General features: G+C 65.9%; 14 protein-coding genes. 9 read left to right on the top strand and 5 right to left on the bottom strand.

The window, feature by feature from the left end:
* Positions 1-68: 68 nt before the first annotated feature.
* The 5 genes from AC5Y4D_RS15895 to AC5Y4D_RS15875 all read left to right on the top strand — a co-directional run bounded on the left by AC5Y4D_RS15895 (position 69) and on the right by AC5Y4D_RS15875 (position 5384).
* A complete protein-coding gene (locus AC5Y4D_RS15895; protein ID WP_500037583.1) occupies positions 69-1652 on the top strand; it encodes a serine hydrolase in 1584 nt (527 codons plus the stop codon).
* Entirely contained in the window at positions 1649-4036 is a 2388-nt protein-coding gene (locus AC5Y4D_RS15890) for a cation-translocating P-type ATPase (RefSeq protein ID WP_499990222.1), read from the top strand. The genes AC5Y4D_RS15895 and AC5Y4D_RS15890 overlap by 4 nt, the downstream gene beginning before the upstream one ends.
* Before the next feature lie 73 nt (positions 4037-4109).
* On the top strand, positions 4110-4289 hold the full coding sequence (locus tag AC5Y4D_RS15885) for an antitoxin (RefSeq protein WP_499945477.1): 180 nt from the start codon (positions 4110-4112) through the stop codon (positions 4287-4289).
* Positions 4290-4295: 6 nt separating this feature from the next.
* Positions 4296-4772, top strand: coding sequence for a type II toxin-antitoxin system Rv0910 family toxin (locus AC5Y4D_RS15880; RefSeq protein WP_499990224.1), 477 nt, complete (start codon positions 4296-4298; stop codon positions 4770-4772).
* Between the two features lie 183 nt (positions 4773-4955).
* Positions 4956-5384, top strand: a complete 429-nt coding sequence (locus AC5Y4D_RS15875) for a hypothetical protein (RefSeq protein ID WP_499990225.1) — start codon at positions 4956-4958, stop codon at positions 5382-5384.
* A 3-nt stretch (positions 5385-5387) separates the two neighbouring features.
* On the opposite strand, the gene AC5Y4D_RS15870 is transcribed toward AC5Y4D_RS15875, so the two are convergent.
* The 5 genes from AC5Y4D_RS15870 to AC5Y4D_RS15850 form a co-directional block, all read right to left on the bottom strand.
* Positions 5388-5858 carry a VOC family protein gene (locus tag AC5Y4D_RS15870; RefSeq protein ID WP_499990226.1) on the bottom strand — a complete coding sequence of 157 codons (471 nt, stop codon included), beginning with the start codon at positions 5856-5858 and terminating at the stop codon, positions 5388-5390.
* Positions 5855-7378: a carotenoid oxygenase family protein gene (locus tag AC5Y4D_RS15865; RefSeq protein WP_499990228.1), complete on the bottom strand. Its 1524-nt coding sequence runs from the start codon at positions 7376-7378 to the stop codon at positions 5855-5857. Before AC5Y4D_RS15865 ends, AC5Y4D_RS15870 begins: the two co-directional genes overlap by 4 nt.
* Positions 7379-7380: 2 nt before the next feature.
* Positions 7381-8601: an acetyl-CoA acetyltransferase gene (locus tag AC5Y4D_RS15860; RefSeq protein ID WP_499990229.1), complete on the bottom strand. Its 1221-nt coding sequence runs from the start codon at positions 8599-8601 to the stop codon at positions 7381-7383.
* Between the two features lie 224 nt (positions 8602-8825).
* A complete protein-coding gene (locus AC5Y4D_RS15855; RefSeq protein ID WP_499990230.1) occupies positions 8826-9269 on the bottom strand; it encodes an STAS domain-containing protein in 444 nt (147 codons plus the stop codon).
* 302 nt (positions 9270-9571) lie between these two features.
* Entirely contained in the window at positions 9572-10783 is a 1212-nt protein-coding gene (locus AC5Y4D_RS15850) for a PucR family transcriptional regulator (RefSeq protein ID WP_499945466.1), read from the bottom strand.
* An 84-nt stretch (positions 10784-10867) separates the two neighbouring features.
* Between AC5Y4D_RS15850 and AC5Y4D_RS15845 the strand changes: the two genes are divergently transcribed.
* From AC5Y4D_RS15845 to AC5Y4D_RS15830, 4 genes are all read left to right on the top strand, one after another.
* Complete coding sequence (locus AC5Y4D_RS15845; RefSeq protein ID WP_500037582.1) at positions 10868-11983, top strand: ferredoxin reductase; 1116 nt, start codon at positions 10868-10870, stop codon at positions 11981-11983.
* A gap of 13 nt (positions 11984-11996) precedes the next feature.
* Positions 11997-13136 (top strand): fatty acid desaturase family protein, encoded by a 1140-nt coding sequence (locus tag AC5Y4D_RS15840; protein ID WP_499945463.1) that lies wholly within the window; start codon positions 11997-11999, stop codon positions 13134-13136.
* A gap of 132 nt (positions 13137-13268) precedes the next feature.
* Positions 13269-14024, top strand: coding sequence for a DUF1275 family protein (locus AC5Y4D_RS15835; RefSeq protein ID WP_499945461.1), 756 nt, complete (start codon positions 13269-13271; stop codon positions 14022-14024).
* Positions 14025-14773: 749 nt separating this feature from the next.
* On the top strand, positions 14774-16099 hold the full coding sequence (locus AC5Y4D_RS15830; RefSeq protein WP_499945459.1) for a DEAD/DEAH box helicase: 1326 nt from the start codon (positions 14774-14776) through the stop codon (positions 16097-16099).
* The last annotated feature ends 2 nt before the right edge of the window (positions 16100-16101 follow it).

The raw sequence follows: 16101 nt of genomic DNA, 5'->3' as shown, positions 1-16101 counted from the left end.
CCTCAAATGTACGGCCAAAACGGCGTGTCGTCGTACATTTGAGCGCGCTCGCGGGAAAAGGATTAGCCATGAGGAAACGTGCGGCGACGGCCGCAGTCCTGCTGCTGATGGTGTCGCTGGTTGGCTGTGGTCCCGGGCGACCGGCGTCCAGTCCGTCGTCCACGCCGGTCCAGGTGCCGCCCAACGAGTTCTCCGGCTTGCAGATCCCCGCCGGCCGCATCGACGACGCCGTCGCCAAGGTCGACGGCCTGGTGGCCGAACTGATGAAGAACAGCGGCATCCCGGGTATGGCGGTGGCGATCGTTCGCGGCGGGAAGACGTTGTACGCCAAGGGGTTCGGCATCAGGGATGCAAGCAGGCCAGACGCTGCGGACAACAAGGTCAACGCCGACACCGTCTTTCAACTGGCCTCGATATCGAAGTCGATCGGTGCGACCGTGGTGGCGCACGAAGTCACCGACGGTGCCATCACCTGGGACACGCCCGTGGTGTCGAAGCTGCCGTGGTTCGCGCTCAGCGACCCTTACGTCACCGAGCACGTGACAGTCGCCGACCTTTATTCGCACCGCTCCGGGTTGCCCGACCACGCCGGCGATGCCCTGGAAGACCTGGGCTACGACCGCCGGCAAGTGCTGGAGCACCTGAAGTATCTGAGTCTGGCCCCTTTCCGGAACAGCTACGCCTACACCAACTTCGGGGTGACCGCCGGTGCCAGCGCCGCCGCGGCCGCCGCCGGCAAGTCCTGGGAGGACCTGTCCGACGAAGTGCTCTACCGACCGCTCGGGATGGCCTCGACGAGTTCCCGGCTCGCCGACTTCCTGGCCAGGCCCAACCGAGCGGTCAACCACATCAAGATCGGCGACAAATGGGAAGCACGTTTCCAGCGCGACCCCGACGCCCAGACTCCCGCGGGTGGGGTGAGCTCGTCGGTCAACGACATGGCGCACTGGCTGACCATGCTGCTCGCCCGCGGTACCTACAACGGTCAGCGCATCACCTCACCGGAAGCGTTGCAGCCCGCTCTCACCCCGCAGGTGATCTCCGTGGCCGCAAAAAACCCGCAGGCGCGGGCCGGCACCTACGGCTACGGTTTCAATGTGTCGGTGACCTCATCCGGACGTACCCAGTACAGTCACTCGGGAGCGTTCGGACTAGGCGCGGCAACGACTTTCGCGGTGTTGCCGTCGGAGGACGTGGCCATCGTCGCGCTGACCAACGCCGCTCCCTACGGTGTGCCGGAAGCGCTGACGGCCGAGTTCATGGACCTGGTGCAGTACGGCCAGGTGCGGGAGGACTGGGCCACGTTGTACCGGCAACAACTGGGTCCGATGAACCGCCCGGACGGTTCACTGGTCGGCAGGCCACCTCCGGTCAACCCGGCTCCGGCCCGGCCGCTGACCGAATACGTCGGTGTCTACGCGAACGACTATTGGGGGCCGGCCACCGTCACCGAACGTGACGGCCGCCTGCAGCTGGCGCTAGGGCCCAAGAACCAGACCTTCGACCTGACCCACTGGGACGGCGACACCTTCACATTCCCGCTGACCAACGAAAACGCCTTGCCCGGTTCGATTTCCAAAGCGACCTTCGTCGGCAGCGCGCTGAACCTCGAGTACTACGACGCCGACAAGCTCGGAACATTCAACCGATGACCGCCGCGCCTGCCGTGACCGGATTGTCCGATGCCGAAGTGGCGCAACGGGTCGCCGACGGGCAAGCCAACGACCTTCCCGAGCGCGCCACCCGCAGCATCGCGCAGATCGCGCGGGCCAACGTCTTCACCCGGATCAACGCAATCCTGGGTGTGCTGTTCGCCATCGTGCTGGTGACCGGGTCGGTGATCAACGGGCTGTTCGGCTTGTTGATCGTCGCCAACAGCGTCATCGGCATGGTCCAGGAGATCCGCGCCAAGCGGACGCTGGACGAACTGGCCATCGTCGGACAGGCAAAACCATTGGTGCGCAGGCAATCCGGAACGTGTGCCCGCCCCCCCGACGAGGTGGTGCTCGACGACGTGATCGAGGTCGGTCCGGGCGACCAGATCGTGGTCGACGGGCAGATCCTCGAAGTGGACAATCTCGAGGTCGACGAGTCACTGCTCACCGGCGAAGCCGACCCGATCGCCAAACAGTCGGGCGAGGAAGTCATGTCGGGCAGTTTCGTCGTCGCCGGCTCCGGAGCGTACCGCGCCACCAAGGTCGGCCGTGACGCCTACGCGGCCAGACTCGCCGCCGAGGCCAGCAAGTTCACGTTGGTGAAATCCGAACTGCGCAACGGTATCAACAGAATCCTGCAGTTCATCACCTACTTGCTGATACCGGCCGGACTCCTCACCATCTACACCCAGTTGTTCACCACCAACGCGGGCTGGCGCGAGTCCGTGTTGGCGACCGTGGGTGCGTTGGTGCCGATGGTGCCGGAAGGTCTGGTGCTGATGACCTCGATCGCATTCGCGATCGGCGTCGTGCGACTCGGTCGGCGCCAATGCCTGGTGCAGGAGTTGCCCGCGATCGAGGGACTGGCCCGGGTCGACGTCGTCTGTGCTGACAAGACCGGCACGCTGACCGAGAGTGGCATGCGGGTAGCCGAGGTCGAAGATCTCGGCCCGGCCGGCGAAAGTCCCGCCGACGTGCTCGCCGCGCTGGCGGCGGCCGACCCCCGTCCGAACGCCAGCATGCAGGCGATAGCCGACGCATATCCCGACCCTCCCGGTTGGACCGTCACCGCCACAGCGCCTTTCAAGTCCGCGACCAAATGGAGCGGCGTGTCCTACCGCGATCACGGGGACTGGGTGATCGGGGCGCCCGACGTGCTGCTCGACCCGGACTCGGAGCCGGCCGCGCAAGCCGAGACGCTCGGCGGGCAGGGCCTGCGGGTGCTGCTGCTCGGCACCAGCGCCACCGCGGTCGACGATCCCGAAGCGCCCGGTGCCGTCGCTCCCGTCGCCCTGGTGGTGCTGGAGCAGAAGGTGCGCCCGGATGCCGGTGAAACACTGGGATACTTTGCGGCTCAAGGCGTTACCGTCAAGGTGATCTCCGGGGATAACGCCGTGTCGGTCGCCGCGGTGGCCGACAGGCTCGGACTGCACGGCGAGACGATGGACGCCCGGCGGATGCCGTCCGAACCAGCCGAACTGGCCGAGACCCTGGACACCTACACCACATTCGGCCGGGTGCGCCCCGATCAGAAGCGCACCATGGTGCACGCCCTGCAGGCGCACGGGCACACGGTGGCAATGACCGGTGACGGTGTCAACGACGTGCTCGCCCTCAAAGACGCCGACATCGGCGTGGCGATGGGTGCGGGCAGTCCGGCGGCCCGCGCGGTAGCGCAACTTGTGTTGCTGGACAACAAGTTCGCGACGCTGCCCTATGTGGTGGGCGAGGGGCGGCGAGTGATCGGCAACATCGAACGCGTCGCGAGCCTGTTCCTGACCAAGACGGTGTATTCGGCGTTGCTGGCACTGCTGGTCGGCATCGAATGCCTACTGGCCAAGCCATTGGGTGCCGATCCGCTGTTGTTCCCGTTCCAGCCCATTCACATCACCATCGCGGCCTGGTTCACGATCGGCATTCCGTCCTTCATCTTGTCGTTGGCGCCCAACAACGAGCGTGCTTACCCGGGTTTCGTGCGGCGGGTGCTGACCTCGGCGTTGCCGTCCGGCCTCGTCGTGGGAGTCGCGACGTTCGTCTCGTATCTCACTGCCTATCACGGCCGGCATGCGACGGGAGTGGAGCAGGACCAGGCGTCGACGACAGCGCTGATCACCTTGCTCGTGACGGCGGTGTGGGTGCTGGCCGTGGCGGCCCGGCCCTACCAATGGTGGCGGTTGGCGCTGGTCATCGTCTCCGCGCTGGCGTACGTGCTGATCTTCAGCTTGCCGTGGACGCAACAGAAGTTCTTCCTCGATCCGTCGAACCTGTGGGCGACGACGACGGCGCTGGCAATCGGTGCGACGGGGGCGGCCGTCATCGAGGCCTTGTGGTGGATCCGGGCCAGGGTCCTGGGAGTGAAACCGCAAGTGTGGCGAGGTTAGCACCGGCAGATAGGGTCGTACCGGCAATCAGGGGCCCCGGGGGGAGGGGCTCTTCGAGGGAAGGGGCGATCAGATGGGATTTCTGGACAAGGCCAAGGGCCTGTTGTCGCAGAACGCCGACAAGGTCGAGACGGTGATCAACAAGGCCGGCGAGTTCGTCGACGAAAAGACGCAGCATAAGTACACCGACACCATCCACAAGGTGCAGGAGGGTGCCAAGAAGGTGGCCGGCCCCGGCGACCAGCAGGGGTAGCGGCGGATGGCGAAACTCTCCGGAGCCATCGACGTTCCGCTCCCGCCGGAAGAGGCGTGGAAGCATGCGTCGGACCTGACCCGATACAAGGACTGGCTGACCATCCACAAGGTGTGGCGCAGCAAGCTACCGGAAGTCATCGAGAAGGGCACCGTCCTCGAGTCCTATGTCGAGGTCAAGGGCATGACCAACCGGATCAGGTGGACGATCGTGCGCTACAAGCCGCCGGAAGGCATGACACTCAACGGCGACGGCGTCGGCGGTGTCAAGGTCAAGCTGATCGCCAAGGTCGCCCCCAACGGAGAGGGTTCCTCCGTCGTCAGTTTCGACGTGCATCTCGGTGGTCCCGCGCTGTTCGGGCCGATCGGCATGGTGGTGGCCGCGGCGCTGCGCAGCGACATCCGCGAGTCGCTGCAGAACTTCGTCACGGTGTTCACCCGTCCCGATCCGGGCATGAACGGGGGCCGGGTCGTCCACACCTGAGCGAGGCGGTCCGGCCGAGTTGACGGACGGTTGGCCGCCGCGACCGATCACACCGGGGCCGCGTTCAACCTGTCGTCGCTGCGGAGCTGACGCCTGTTGCCACGCTGGCGTGACGCTCGGCGCCAAACGCAACGCTGGCGTGACGCTCGGTCGAGGCAGCGGCCTTCGGTTAACCTCGCAAACATGAGTCGCCGCCCCCGCCCCGGCTGGATGGTGGCGCTGTGCGCCATGGGGCTCGCCACCAGTACCTGGTTGCCCTGGCTGACGACGCAGGTCGACGGCGGCGGCTGGGCGAACGCGATCGGGGGCACCCACGGCAGCCTGGAACTGCCACGTGGATTCGGTGCGGGCCAACTGATCTTGTTGCTGTCCTCGGCACTGCTGGTGGCCGGCGCGATGGTCGGGCGCGGATTGTCCGCCCGCTCGGCTTCGATTGCGACGCTGGTCATTTCACTGCTCGTGGTGGGACTCGTGGTGTTGTACTACCGGCGCAACATCAGCGTGCAGGTATCGGCCGAGTACGGCTTTTACGTCGGTGCGGTCGCCGCGGCCGGCGCGGTGGCCTGCGCGGTGTGGGCGGTGGTGGTGGCGGCGCTGGACGCTCGGCGCTAGCGGTCAGCCCGGAAACCGATGCGTGCCGGATGCTGAGCTGTCGACGGGCTCGTTGACCCCGTACACGAACGGGGCGAAGACGACTTCGCGACCGTCCGGGTCGCGGTAAGTGACGGCACCGGTGGCCTCCCAGTACGGATGCTGCTCGACGCGCGGAACGGCTGCCTCTTCCAGCCGGGTGATGGCGTGCTGCTGGGCTTGCCTGTCCGGAAAGTACAGGCACAGCTGGTCGTGCGGGTCCACTGCCGGCGCGGTCACGGACTCCACGATCTCCATCGTCAATGGTGAGCCGGGCAGCCCGAATATCGCGCCGTTGCTGCCGTAGCTCTCGCTGAACGTCTCGAATAGCGGCAACCCGACCAGTTCGCGGTAGAACCGTACCGTCTCGGCGTAGTTCGACGAGCGACGGGCGAAACGGATGGCGCCGATCGAGGCCAGCTGCGCCGGCCAGTGCGCGTCCCGGCCCTCGTTCACAGCCCGACCGCCGTCGCCGCTGAATCCACTTCGCCCCAACGGCGCAACTCGGCACCCGGCACCCACGTGGAATGGGTACCGCTGGAAATGCGTTCGGGCAGCGCAAGTTTGCACAGCGGTCCGTCACCGACCCGGGCCGCAGCGAACACCAGACAGTACGACGCATCGGCATTCATGTCCGTGGTCAGCGTGACCAGGTAGCCGTCGTCCTCAGCAGTGCCGCCGGCTCGGGGTGCCATCGCGGTCTCGCTGCCGTACACGCCGTCACCGAATGAGAAGCGCTCCTCGTTGCCGGTGCGCAGATCGTGTTTGACCAAGCCGTCGAACAGGAACCAGCCCGGCTTGCCACTTGCGGCGTACACATAGCGGTAGTCGCTGGTCAGGTAGTCGGTGTTGATCATCCCGAATTCGGTGACCGAGTCCGACAGCGGGCGTTCCGTCACCTTCCCGGTCACCAGGTTCAGCCGCCACCGGTGCAGGCGGGCGTCCATTCGATCCAGTGCCAGGAAGCGAAACAGTTTCTCCCACTTGCCGGTTGGTCCGGCCCCGCTCTCCAGCGGTTGGGGTGCGCCTTCGAAGAATCCGTCGAGCACGATCTCGTCGCCGTCCTCGTAGGCATTGGTGAAGTGCAGCACGTACGTCGGGTCGGCTTCGAACCACCGGATCTCCTGCGTGCCGCCCCGCCGCGGGATCACCGCGAACCGCGACGGTATGTCCGCGTGATAGCGCGGCAGGTGCACCCGGTGCTCGAGCAGCCGAGGATCCCAGAACAACGGGAAATCGTTGAGTATGGCGTAGTTTTCGGTGAACGCCATGTCGTGCGGGAGGCGTGGCCCGGGCAGTGGGATGTCGACATAGTGGACGAGGTCGTTGTTCGCGTCGACGACCCCGTAGCGCATGTACGGGTCCTGCTTGCTGTAGTTGAAGAACAATAATTCGCCGGTCTTGTTGTCCACCTTGGGATGTGCCGACACTCCCCAGTCGGACGGGAACTTTCCGTTCCAGGTTTCCTTGCCCAACGTGTTCGCCGACCGCGGATCCACCCGATACAGGTCACCGCACTGGTAGAAGCTGGTCAGGGCGACACCGCGGTGCACGACGACATCGGTGCTCGACGCATCCTTCATCAGTTCGCGCGCACCCCAACCACGTTCACGTTTGGCGATCTGTACCGGCTCGGCCAATCCGGGCCAAAGCGGTTCGCCCGCTTCGTTTTCCGCCAGGAAGCCATCGGTCTGGATGAACCGGTTTCGGTAAAATGCCTCGCCGTCGCGGAAGCCGACGATGTGCAGCATCCCGTCACCGTCGAACGGGTGATACGTCTTGAACGCCGGGTGCAACGGGTTCTCGGTGTTGCGCAGGTAGATGCCGTCCAGGTCACCGGGAAGCTCGCCGTCCACGACGGTCAGATCGTCGGCGTCCCACTCGGTGGTCTGCGGTCGCCACGGACCGGTGCGGTAGGGGTGGTCGTCATCCTCGGGCAGCGTCGACAGATACTTCCCGACAATCTGCACATCCATGGTCAAACGCCTTCACCGACAATGAAACTCACGGTGGTGGCGGTACTGCCGCCGAAGTTGAGGGTGCCGAAAGTCCGGGCACCCTCGACCTGGTAGTCGCCGGCCGTGCCGCTGACCTGCTTGGCCGCGTCCACGAGCATCCGAACTCCGGACGCCCCCACCGGGTGCCCGCCGCCGATCAGCCCGCCGCTGGGGTTGATCGGCAACCGACCGCCTATCTCGATCTCACCGTTCTCGATCGCTTTCCACGATTCGCCCGGCCCGGTCAGCCCGATGTGGTCGATGGCCAGGTACTCACTGGGGGTGAAGCAGTCGTGCACCTCGAAGCCGTCCACCTCGTCGAGCGTCCGCTGCGCGCGGCGCAACGCATCGAGCACCGCCGACCGCACGTGAGGTAGCACATAGGGGTCGTCGGCGGCGCGGTCCAGTTTCTGCCGCAATCCCAGCCCGACCGTTCGATGTCCCCACCCGTCGATCCGCCCGATCGGTCGCGCCGACGGGTGCTGCCGCAGATAGGAGTCGTTGACCAGCACCAGTCCGGCGCCGCCGTCGGTCATCTGGCTGCAGTCGAACCTGCGCAACCGGCCCTCGGTGACCGGATTGGTTGCCTCGTCGTCGGTGATCGGGTCCGGGACCGTCCAGTCACGGGTCTGGGCGTTGGGATTGCGGCGTGCGTTGGCGAAATTGAGTGCCGCGATGGCGCGCAGATGGGTGTCGTCCAGCCCGTAGCGTCGGTCGTATTCGTCGGCGACCTGGGCGAACATCGACGGCCACAGATAGCGTGCGTCGGCCCCCTCGTGTCCCGTCCAAGCCGCCGCGCCGAGATACTGGGCGGCGGTGTCGCCAGGCACGGTCTTTTCCAACTCCAGACCGACGACCAGCGCGGCGTCGTAGGCCCCGGACCGCAGATCGGCGATCGCAGCCAGGGCGGCGATACTGCCCGACGCGCATGCCGCCTCGTGCCGGGAGGCGGGGGTATCCCACAGCTCGCCGCAGACGGTTGCAGGCATCGCGCCGAGGTGGCCCTGCTGGGCGAACATCTCGCCGAAGGCGTTTCCGACGTGCACCACCGCGATCTGGGCGGCGGGAATTCGGGCCGCGGCGAGCGTGCCGTCGACGACCTCGGTGGTCAGTGCCGCAAAGTCACGGTTCTCGCGGGTCAGGTTCCGGGCAAAGTCGCTTTGGTAGCCGCCCAGGATCCACACGCCGCAGACACCGTCCATACGCGGCACGGTACTCCCAGGCCGGTACGCCCATCCGGGTTATTCACCGACCCGAAAATAAAGCGGTCCCGTCGGCTCTCGGGCTGAACCGACGGGACCTGGGTGGGCATATAGGCCGGCCGATATGCCCACCTCCGGTTCAACATTGCCATCCAAAGCGATTGACAAACATGTTGTGAGAGATATCCGGCGAATCAGGGGTTTAGCCCTTGATGGACGAGAAGTCAGGACGCGGTTCGGGTCAACTGCATGCCGGGTGTTATCGCGGCGAGCGCTTCGCCCTCGGAGTTCGCTGTCGCCAACCCGTCGTTGGGATCGCCGACGCGCAGCACTCTCTGGACTGCCCGGCTTGCCACGATGACACAGCTGGTCTTGGCGGCCCGGCACTCGTTGACGAGCGCCTGCAGCGCGAAAATTCCTTTGGCGCAGATGAAGTCGACTTCGCTGAGCTCGATGATCAGTCCAGGAGCGACGGAGACGAACCGGTGGGCGTAGTGGTAGAAGCGGTCGATGTTGGTGGCGTCGATCTCACCTGTGACTTGCACCACGGTCACGCCGTGGCGGCAGTAGGCACGCATTCTGGTGCCGTTGCAGACGACGGTGCAGGCACCGGGGGAGTATGAGGTGAAGCCGGGAGAGGTGGGCTGTGGGTAGCGTGAAGCGGTCATCGGCGAATCTCGATTCGATGGTTGCCGTAACAGGTTTCGAGACGCCGCGATGAGCAAGCAGTAACCGGTCGTCAAAATCCCTACTGGAAAGGGAACGTAGCCGGATGCACTGTGCGGCGTGTCCACAGGCTGTGGCTTCAACTTGTCCCATGAGCCTAGCTCAGTTTTCGGCCCTGCGCACAGTCCGGGCACGGTCGCCGCTTACGCCGCCGCGACCCTTCCGCTGTAACTTATTGTGCAGCAATCCAATACGCCGATGATTGCTTGGCGGCAGTCGGATGACCGACGCCGACGCAGGTGTTTCAGGCGGGCGAAGAGCCGGCAGATAGGCCGAGGGCGATCGTCAGTTCCAACACCGTCCGCGGATCGTTGAGCCGGTCGCCGTACAACTCGCGTAGCTGAGTCATCCGGTAGCGCACGGTTTGTGCGTGGACGAACAGATCGGCGGCCACCGCGTCGCGCCGCCCCTGATGTAGCAGCCATGAGCGCAGCGTCTCGGTGAGCCGGTCGGCGGTATTGGCTGGTAGGTGCGAAAGCGGACCCAGGGCCCGGGCACGCAGGTCGTCGGCGGCTTCCCGATCGGCGCCCAGCACGAGCTCGACCAGATGGTCGTCGGTGTCCAGGGCAGCGCCGGTGTCGGTGCGCACCAGTTCGCGAGCACGCAGCGCCCGCTGATAGGACGACCGGGCCTCGAGCCACGGTCTGGCCGGCCCCACGATCGCCCGGCGTGCGGAGAGCCCCGACAGCAGTCGACCCCGCAAGCCTCCCGCCATGTCCGGCACCAGTAGCACCGCAAGTGCCTCACTGGGATCCACCCCGGGCAGATCCTCCGACAGCTGCAGCGTCGACTGGCCGAACTGCGCCGCCAACCCACGGGCCTGCGTCGAGGGCAGCAGCACCGCCGTCAGCGTGTCGGGAGTCAGCCAGCCCGCGGCGTCGGCGTCGGCGAGCAACGTGGCCGACGGTTGGCCGGCCAGCAGATTCTGGGTCAGCCGTTCCAGGTAGCGCTGACGGGCGCGCCCGGACGTGGCCAGTTCGTCGGCGTGACCGGACACGCTGGATGCGGAGAGTTCGTCGATGTAGGCGAAGACCAACTCGGCGAACCTGGCGATCGTCGCCGCGGGCAGCCCCGCCGCCACCGCGGTCGTGGACAGCTCGCGCCAAGCCACTCGCGCCCCAACCCGGAAAGCCGACAGCAGCGCGTCCATCGAGCGACCCTGCCTCGCCTCCCCTCGGCCCAGCTCGTACGCACCGTCCAGCGCCGGCGACAGGGGCGGTCCGGGATCTGAATCCTCGGCGCGGGTGACCAGTCGCAGGAACGCACCCAGCGACGTCTGCACCGCATCCTCGATGTTCTGGCCCATTCGCCCGCTGAACGCATCTGCGTAGCTGGGTACCTCGATAGTGATCGCAGTCACGGTTCGCTCGGCCATGGCGGGCAGGATCGCCTCCAGCGCCCTGACCACGGGTTCATCGAGACGCAAACCCGTCAGCCGAAGCGACGAGTCCGGCATACTTATCCTTTCCGAACAAAAACAATGCAATTCTTCACACGCTTCAGTCAAGACTTTACATTCAAGAACAACGACGATGGAATCATGACGACAACCGCACCCCGGTTCGCCCTTCGGTCCGAAATCGTCGGCGGCCTGCGCGCCCGAGTGCTGGAGTTTGCCGATCGGATCGCCATACCGCTCGCCACGCCGCTGGTACCGGCCGACTATCTCGACGTCATCGACCCGCTGCGCTCCGGCGCGACCTTGCGCGGTCGCATCGTCGCGATCCATCCCGAAACCCGCGACGCCGCCACCCTGGTGATCAAACCCGGACGCGGCTGGCGGCCCCACCTTCCCGGCCAATACGTCCGGGTCGGCGTGGACGTCGACGGCGTCCGGCAATGGCGGGCGTACTCCCTGACCTCCAAGACGCACCGGCGCGACGGCTGCTTCTCGATCACCGTGAAAGCCATCCCGGGCGGAGTGGTCAGCAATCACCTCGTCCGGCGCGCCACCGTTGGCACCGTCATCCAGCTCGACCAGGCGGCCGGTGACTTCACCCTCGGTGAGCAGCCGCCGGCCAAGATCCTGTTCCTGACCGCCGGCAGCGGCATCACCCCGGTGATGGGGATGCTGCGCAACCTGGCCGGTGCCCCGGACATCGTGGTGGTGCATTCCGCACCGACGCGCGACGACGCCATCTTCGGCTGGGACCTGCGCATGCTGGCCCGTCAGGGACGAATCCGCCTGATAGAGAAGCACACCGACGTCGACGGCATGCTGGACGTATCGGCCTTGGAAGAGCTGGTCCCCGACTTCGCCGACCGCCAGACCTGGACCTGCGGTCCGGCCGGGTTACTCGACGCGCTCGAACAACGTTGGGCCGCTGACGGTATCGCCGAGCGGTTGCACATCGAACGATTCCGGCCCGCCGTCATCACGACCGGCGAAGGCGGCACCGTGACATTCGCCAGATCGGGCAGTGTCGTGGACGCCGACGGATCCCAGACGCTGCTGGATGCCGGTGAAAGCGCCGGGGTGCTGATGCCGTCGGGATGCCGCATGGGCATCTGCTTCGGCTGCGTCGTACCGCTCAAGCAAGGTGCCGTGCGCGATCTGCGCAACGGCGACATCACCATGGCCACCGACGGTGGCGACGACGTGCAGATCCAGACGTGCGTCTCGGCCGCTGCCGGCGCCTGCGAACTCGAAGTCTGAGAAGGAGTCAAACGTGACCGACCCGACCGCTCACCTGTCCGACCAGGACGTCGAAAACCTGGGGCGCGAACTCGACGCCATCCGCGCACATGTGCTGGCGGGCCGCGGCGAGCGTGACGCCGCCTACATCCGCCGGGTTATCGACGGTCAGCGCAAGCTCGAACTCGCCAGTCGCGCGGTGCTGCTGTTCTCGCTGTTCCCGCCGGCGTGGCTGCTCGGCACGGCGGGCCTGTCGATCTCCAAGATCGTGGAGAACATGGAGATCGGGCACAACGTGATGCACGGCCAGTGGGACTGGATGCGCGACCCCAAGATTCACTCCACGACCTGGGAGTGGGACAACGCCTCACCGGCGGCGATGTGGAAGCACTCGCATAACGAGGTGCACCACACTTACACGAATGTGCTTGGCAAGGACCATGATCTGGGCTACGGCATCATGCGGGTCGATGAGAACCAGCGCTGGAAGCCGTTCTACCTGGCCCAGCCGTTGTGGAACTTCGTCAACGCCTGCCTCTTCCAATACGGCATCGCTGCCTACGATCTGGAGATCGGCAAACGTCTGCAGGGCCGCGGCGACAAGAACGAGTTCAGCCGGCAGGGCAAGAAGGTGCTCGCCAAGGTGCGCAAGCAGCTGACGCGTGACTACGTGCTGCACCCGCTGTTGTCCGGACCGTCGGCCCTCACCACGTTGACCGCGAACCTGACGGCCAACCTGGTCCGCAACTGGTGGACCCACTCGGTCATCATGTGTGGGCATTTCCCCGACGGTGTGCAGACCTACGAGAAGACCTCCATCGAGGGGGAGACCCGCGGTCAGTGGTACCTGCGCCAGATGCTCGGCTCGGCGAACATCAGCGGCAACGCGTTTTTACACTTCATGACCGGCAACCTGTCTTTCCAGATCGAGCATCACCTGTACCCGGACCTGCCCAGCAACCGTTACCAGGAGATCGCACCGAAGGTGCAGGAACTCTTCGAGCGCTACGGACTCACCTACACCACCGGGAGCCTGCCGCGTCAGGTCGCCTCGGCGTGGAAGAAAGTGTTCCGGCTGTCGTTACCGAACGACTTCCCGCGCAAAGCCGCCCAGGCCGTCGCACCCGCGGCGATCAGAGAGGCGATTCTGGCCGCGCCCCGCGCGGCCGCGTGACCGTGTGACGACTGTCTCATTCGAGCCGAGGGCGGCGAAATCATTTGAGGTATCTATGATTTCGCGCCGCCACCAGTGCTTTTGCCCTGTGGCAGGGTTTCGCCGAACAGCGTGAGAGGGTACGTAGGGGTAATGCCTGAGAACACGCAGCCCCGCAAGCCGGGGACGCCTCCGCGTGCGTTGGTTCTCGGCTACACCGGCGTTCTCGCGCTGATCGCGGGATTCGTCAACGCGGTGGCGTTGCTGATCCTGGCTTTTCCGGTCGGCAATCTGACAGCCGTCACCACCCAGTTGGGCATGACCACGGCCAACCCGTGGCTTTACCAAGGGCACCTGCTCATCGCGATCTTGGTCGGTTTCCTGGGGGGAGCGACCGTCGCCGGGGCGCTGCTTGCGCCCACGAACGCGATGACCGGTCGACGACACGCCTTGATTTTGGCGCTCGAGGCGGTGCTGCTGCTGCTTGCCGCATTCGGGGTCGAAGGACAGTCCGCCAAGGACCTCATCTCCGAACTCGGCGTCGCACCGGCCGCGATTCAGGCGATGCTGGCGGCTGCCGCTTTGGGTCTGCAGAACGGTCTGACCTCCAGCCTTCGCGAGATGGCGGTACGCACCACTCACTTCACCGGTACCGTGACCGACCTGGGGCTGATCCTGGGACGGAGTCGCCAGGACGGGATCGACAAGTACAAGGCGGCGATCCTGTCGGTCACGCTGTTGCTGTTTCTCGGCGGCGGTGTCGCGGGGCTTCTGGTCGGTGCCAGCATCAATGGCTACGCGCTTATTGTGCCGGCGGTGGCCTGCATGGCCGTAGCGGTCGCCAACTTGCTGTACAGCCGGTCGTATCGCAACCAGCGGCGGAGCGAGCCTGAGTCTGTCAGGGTCTGAGCCGGTCTGCCGCTCGAGCGTCAGGCCAGTGTGGCTGTGGCTTTGCGCGCCGAGCGTCACGCCAGCGTGGCTTTGGGCGTCGAGCGTCACGCCAGCGTGGCTGTGGGCGTCGAGCGTCACGCCAGCGTGGCTGTGGGCGTCGAGCGTCACGCCAGCGTGGCTGTGGGCGTCGAGCGTCACGCCAGCGTGGCTGTGGCTTTAGGCGCCGAGCGTCAGGCCAACGTGGCTTTTGGCTTTGGACGTCGAGCGTCACGCCAGTGCGGCTTTGGGCGTCGAGCGTCACGCCAGCGTGGCTTTGGGCGTCGAGCGTCACGCCAGCGTGGCTTTGGGCGCCCAGCGTCACGCCAGTGTGGCTTTGGGCGTCGAGCGCCGAGCGCCGAGCCAGCGTGGCTGTGGGCGTCGAGCGTCACGCCAGCGTGGCTGTGGGCGTCGAGCGTCACGCCAGCGTGGTTTTGGGCGTCGAGCGTCACGCCAGCGTGGCTTTGGGCGTCGGGCGCCGAGCGTCACGCCAGCGTGGCTGTGGGCGCCGAGCGTCACGCCAGCGTGACGTGCTATGGTTGTCGACAAGCGTCACGCGCGCCAATCGCCTACGCGCAGTTGACCGTTCTTTCGCAGGCAAGATCGGATCATTCCGATCCTCCAGTCCTCGAAGCTTTGAACGTAATGTCGGTGCACCGCAACGACTCTCATGCGGCGATCGATTTTGCCACCGGCAATCTCGCCACACACGACTTTGAAAGTTCCTCTCCATGAATACAACTGCATCCTTTGCCGATCTGCGCGTGGGTCAATCCACGATCCGGGAGCTGGCCGCCCGCGGTATCACGTCCCCGTTCCCGATCCAGGTCGCAACCCTCCCTGACACGCTGGCCGGCCGCGACGCACTCGGACGCGGAAAGACCGGCAGCGGAAAGACACTGGCGTTCTGCATCCCGCTCGTCGAACGGCTGGCCGGACAACGGTCGTCGGGCGGTCCGAAAGGCTTGATACTGGCCCCCACTCGCGAACTGGCTTCCCAGATCGCCGCTGTCTTACAACCTTTGGCCGCTGCACACCGGCTGAAGGTCACCACGATCTTCGGTGGCGTGCCGCAGAACCGGCAGGTCGCCGCGCTCAAGACCGGCATCGACATCGTCGTTGCGTGCCCGGGCCGCCTGGAAGATCTGATGAAGCAGCGGCTGATCAGCCTCGACGGGGTCCGGATCACGGTGCTCGATGAGGCCGACCACATGGCCGATCTCGGATTCCTGCCGTCCGTGACCCGCATCCTGGCCGCGACCCCGACGGATGGGCAACGGATGTTGTTCTCCGCAACCCTGGACAACGGTGTCGACAAACTGGTGCGACGCTTCCTGCGAAACCCGGTGACGCACTGCGTCGATACCGCCGACTCGCCGGTGCCGGCCATGACCCACCACGTGTTCCACGTCGACGGGGTCGACGCCAAGAAGGAACTGGTGCACCGGCTGGCCTCGGGCAGCGGCCGCCGAGTGCTGTTCATGCGCACCAAGCACCACGCGCGCAGACTGGCCAAGCAGCTCACGCAAGCGGGTGTTCCGTCAGTTGACCTGCACGGCAACCTTTCTCAGCCGGCGCGTGATCGCAACCTGGCTGCCTTCAGCACCGGCGAGGCACGGGTATTGGTGGCCACCGACATTGCGGCGCGGGGCGTTCACGTCGACGGGGTCGAACTGGTCGTGCATGTGGACCCACCCGCTGACCACAAGGCGTATCTGCACCGCTCCGGTCGTACGGCGCGGGCCGGTAACGCCGGGGACGTCGTGACCGTGGTGCTTCCCGAACAGCGCAGAGACCATCAACTGATGATGCGCAAGGCGGGCATCGACGTGCGTCCCCAACAAGTCAGCGTCGACTCCGCGCCGGTGCAAGCGTTGGTCGGTGCCATCGCTCCGTTGCGTGCTCCCGTGGCCGCGGCGCCGGATGAACCCGTCCGAAGCCGTAGTACGCAGCAGCGCAACTCTGGGCGAGGACACCGCGTCCAAGGTGCCAGTGGTCGGCAGAGCGCACGACGGCGTCGTGCGGTTCGTCCGCAACAAGCCGGCAGCGCACGCTAGCG

The sequence above is a fragment of the Mycobacterium sp. NGS67 genome (genome assembly GCF_059812185.1).
Note: the sequence above shows the minus strand (reverse complement) of the source record. Positions and strands in the feature narration are given on the sequence as shown.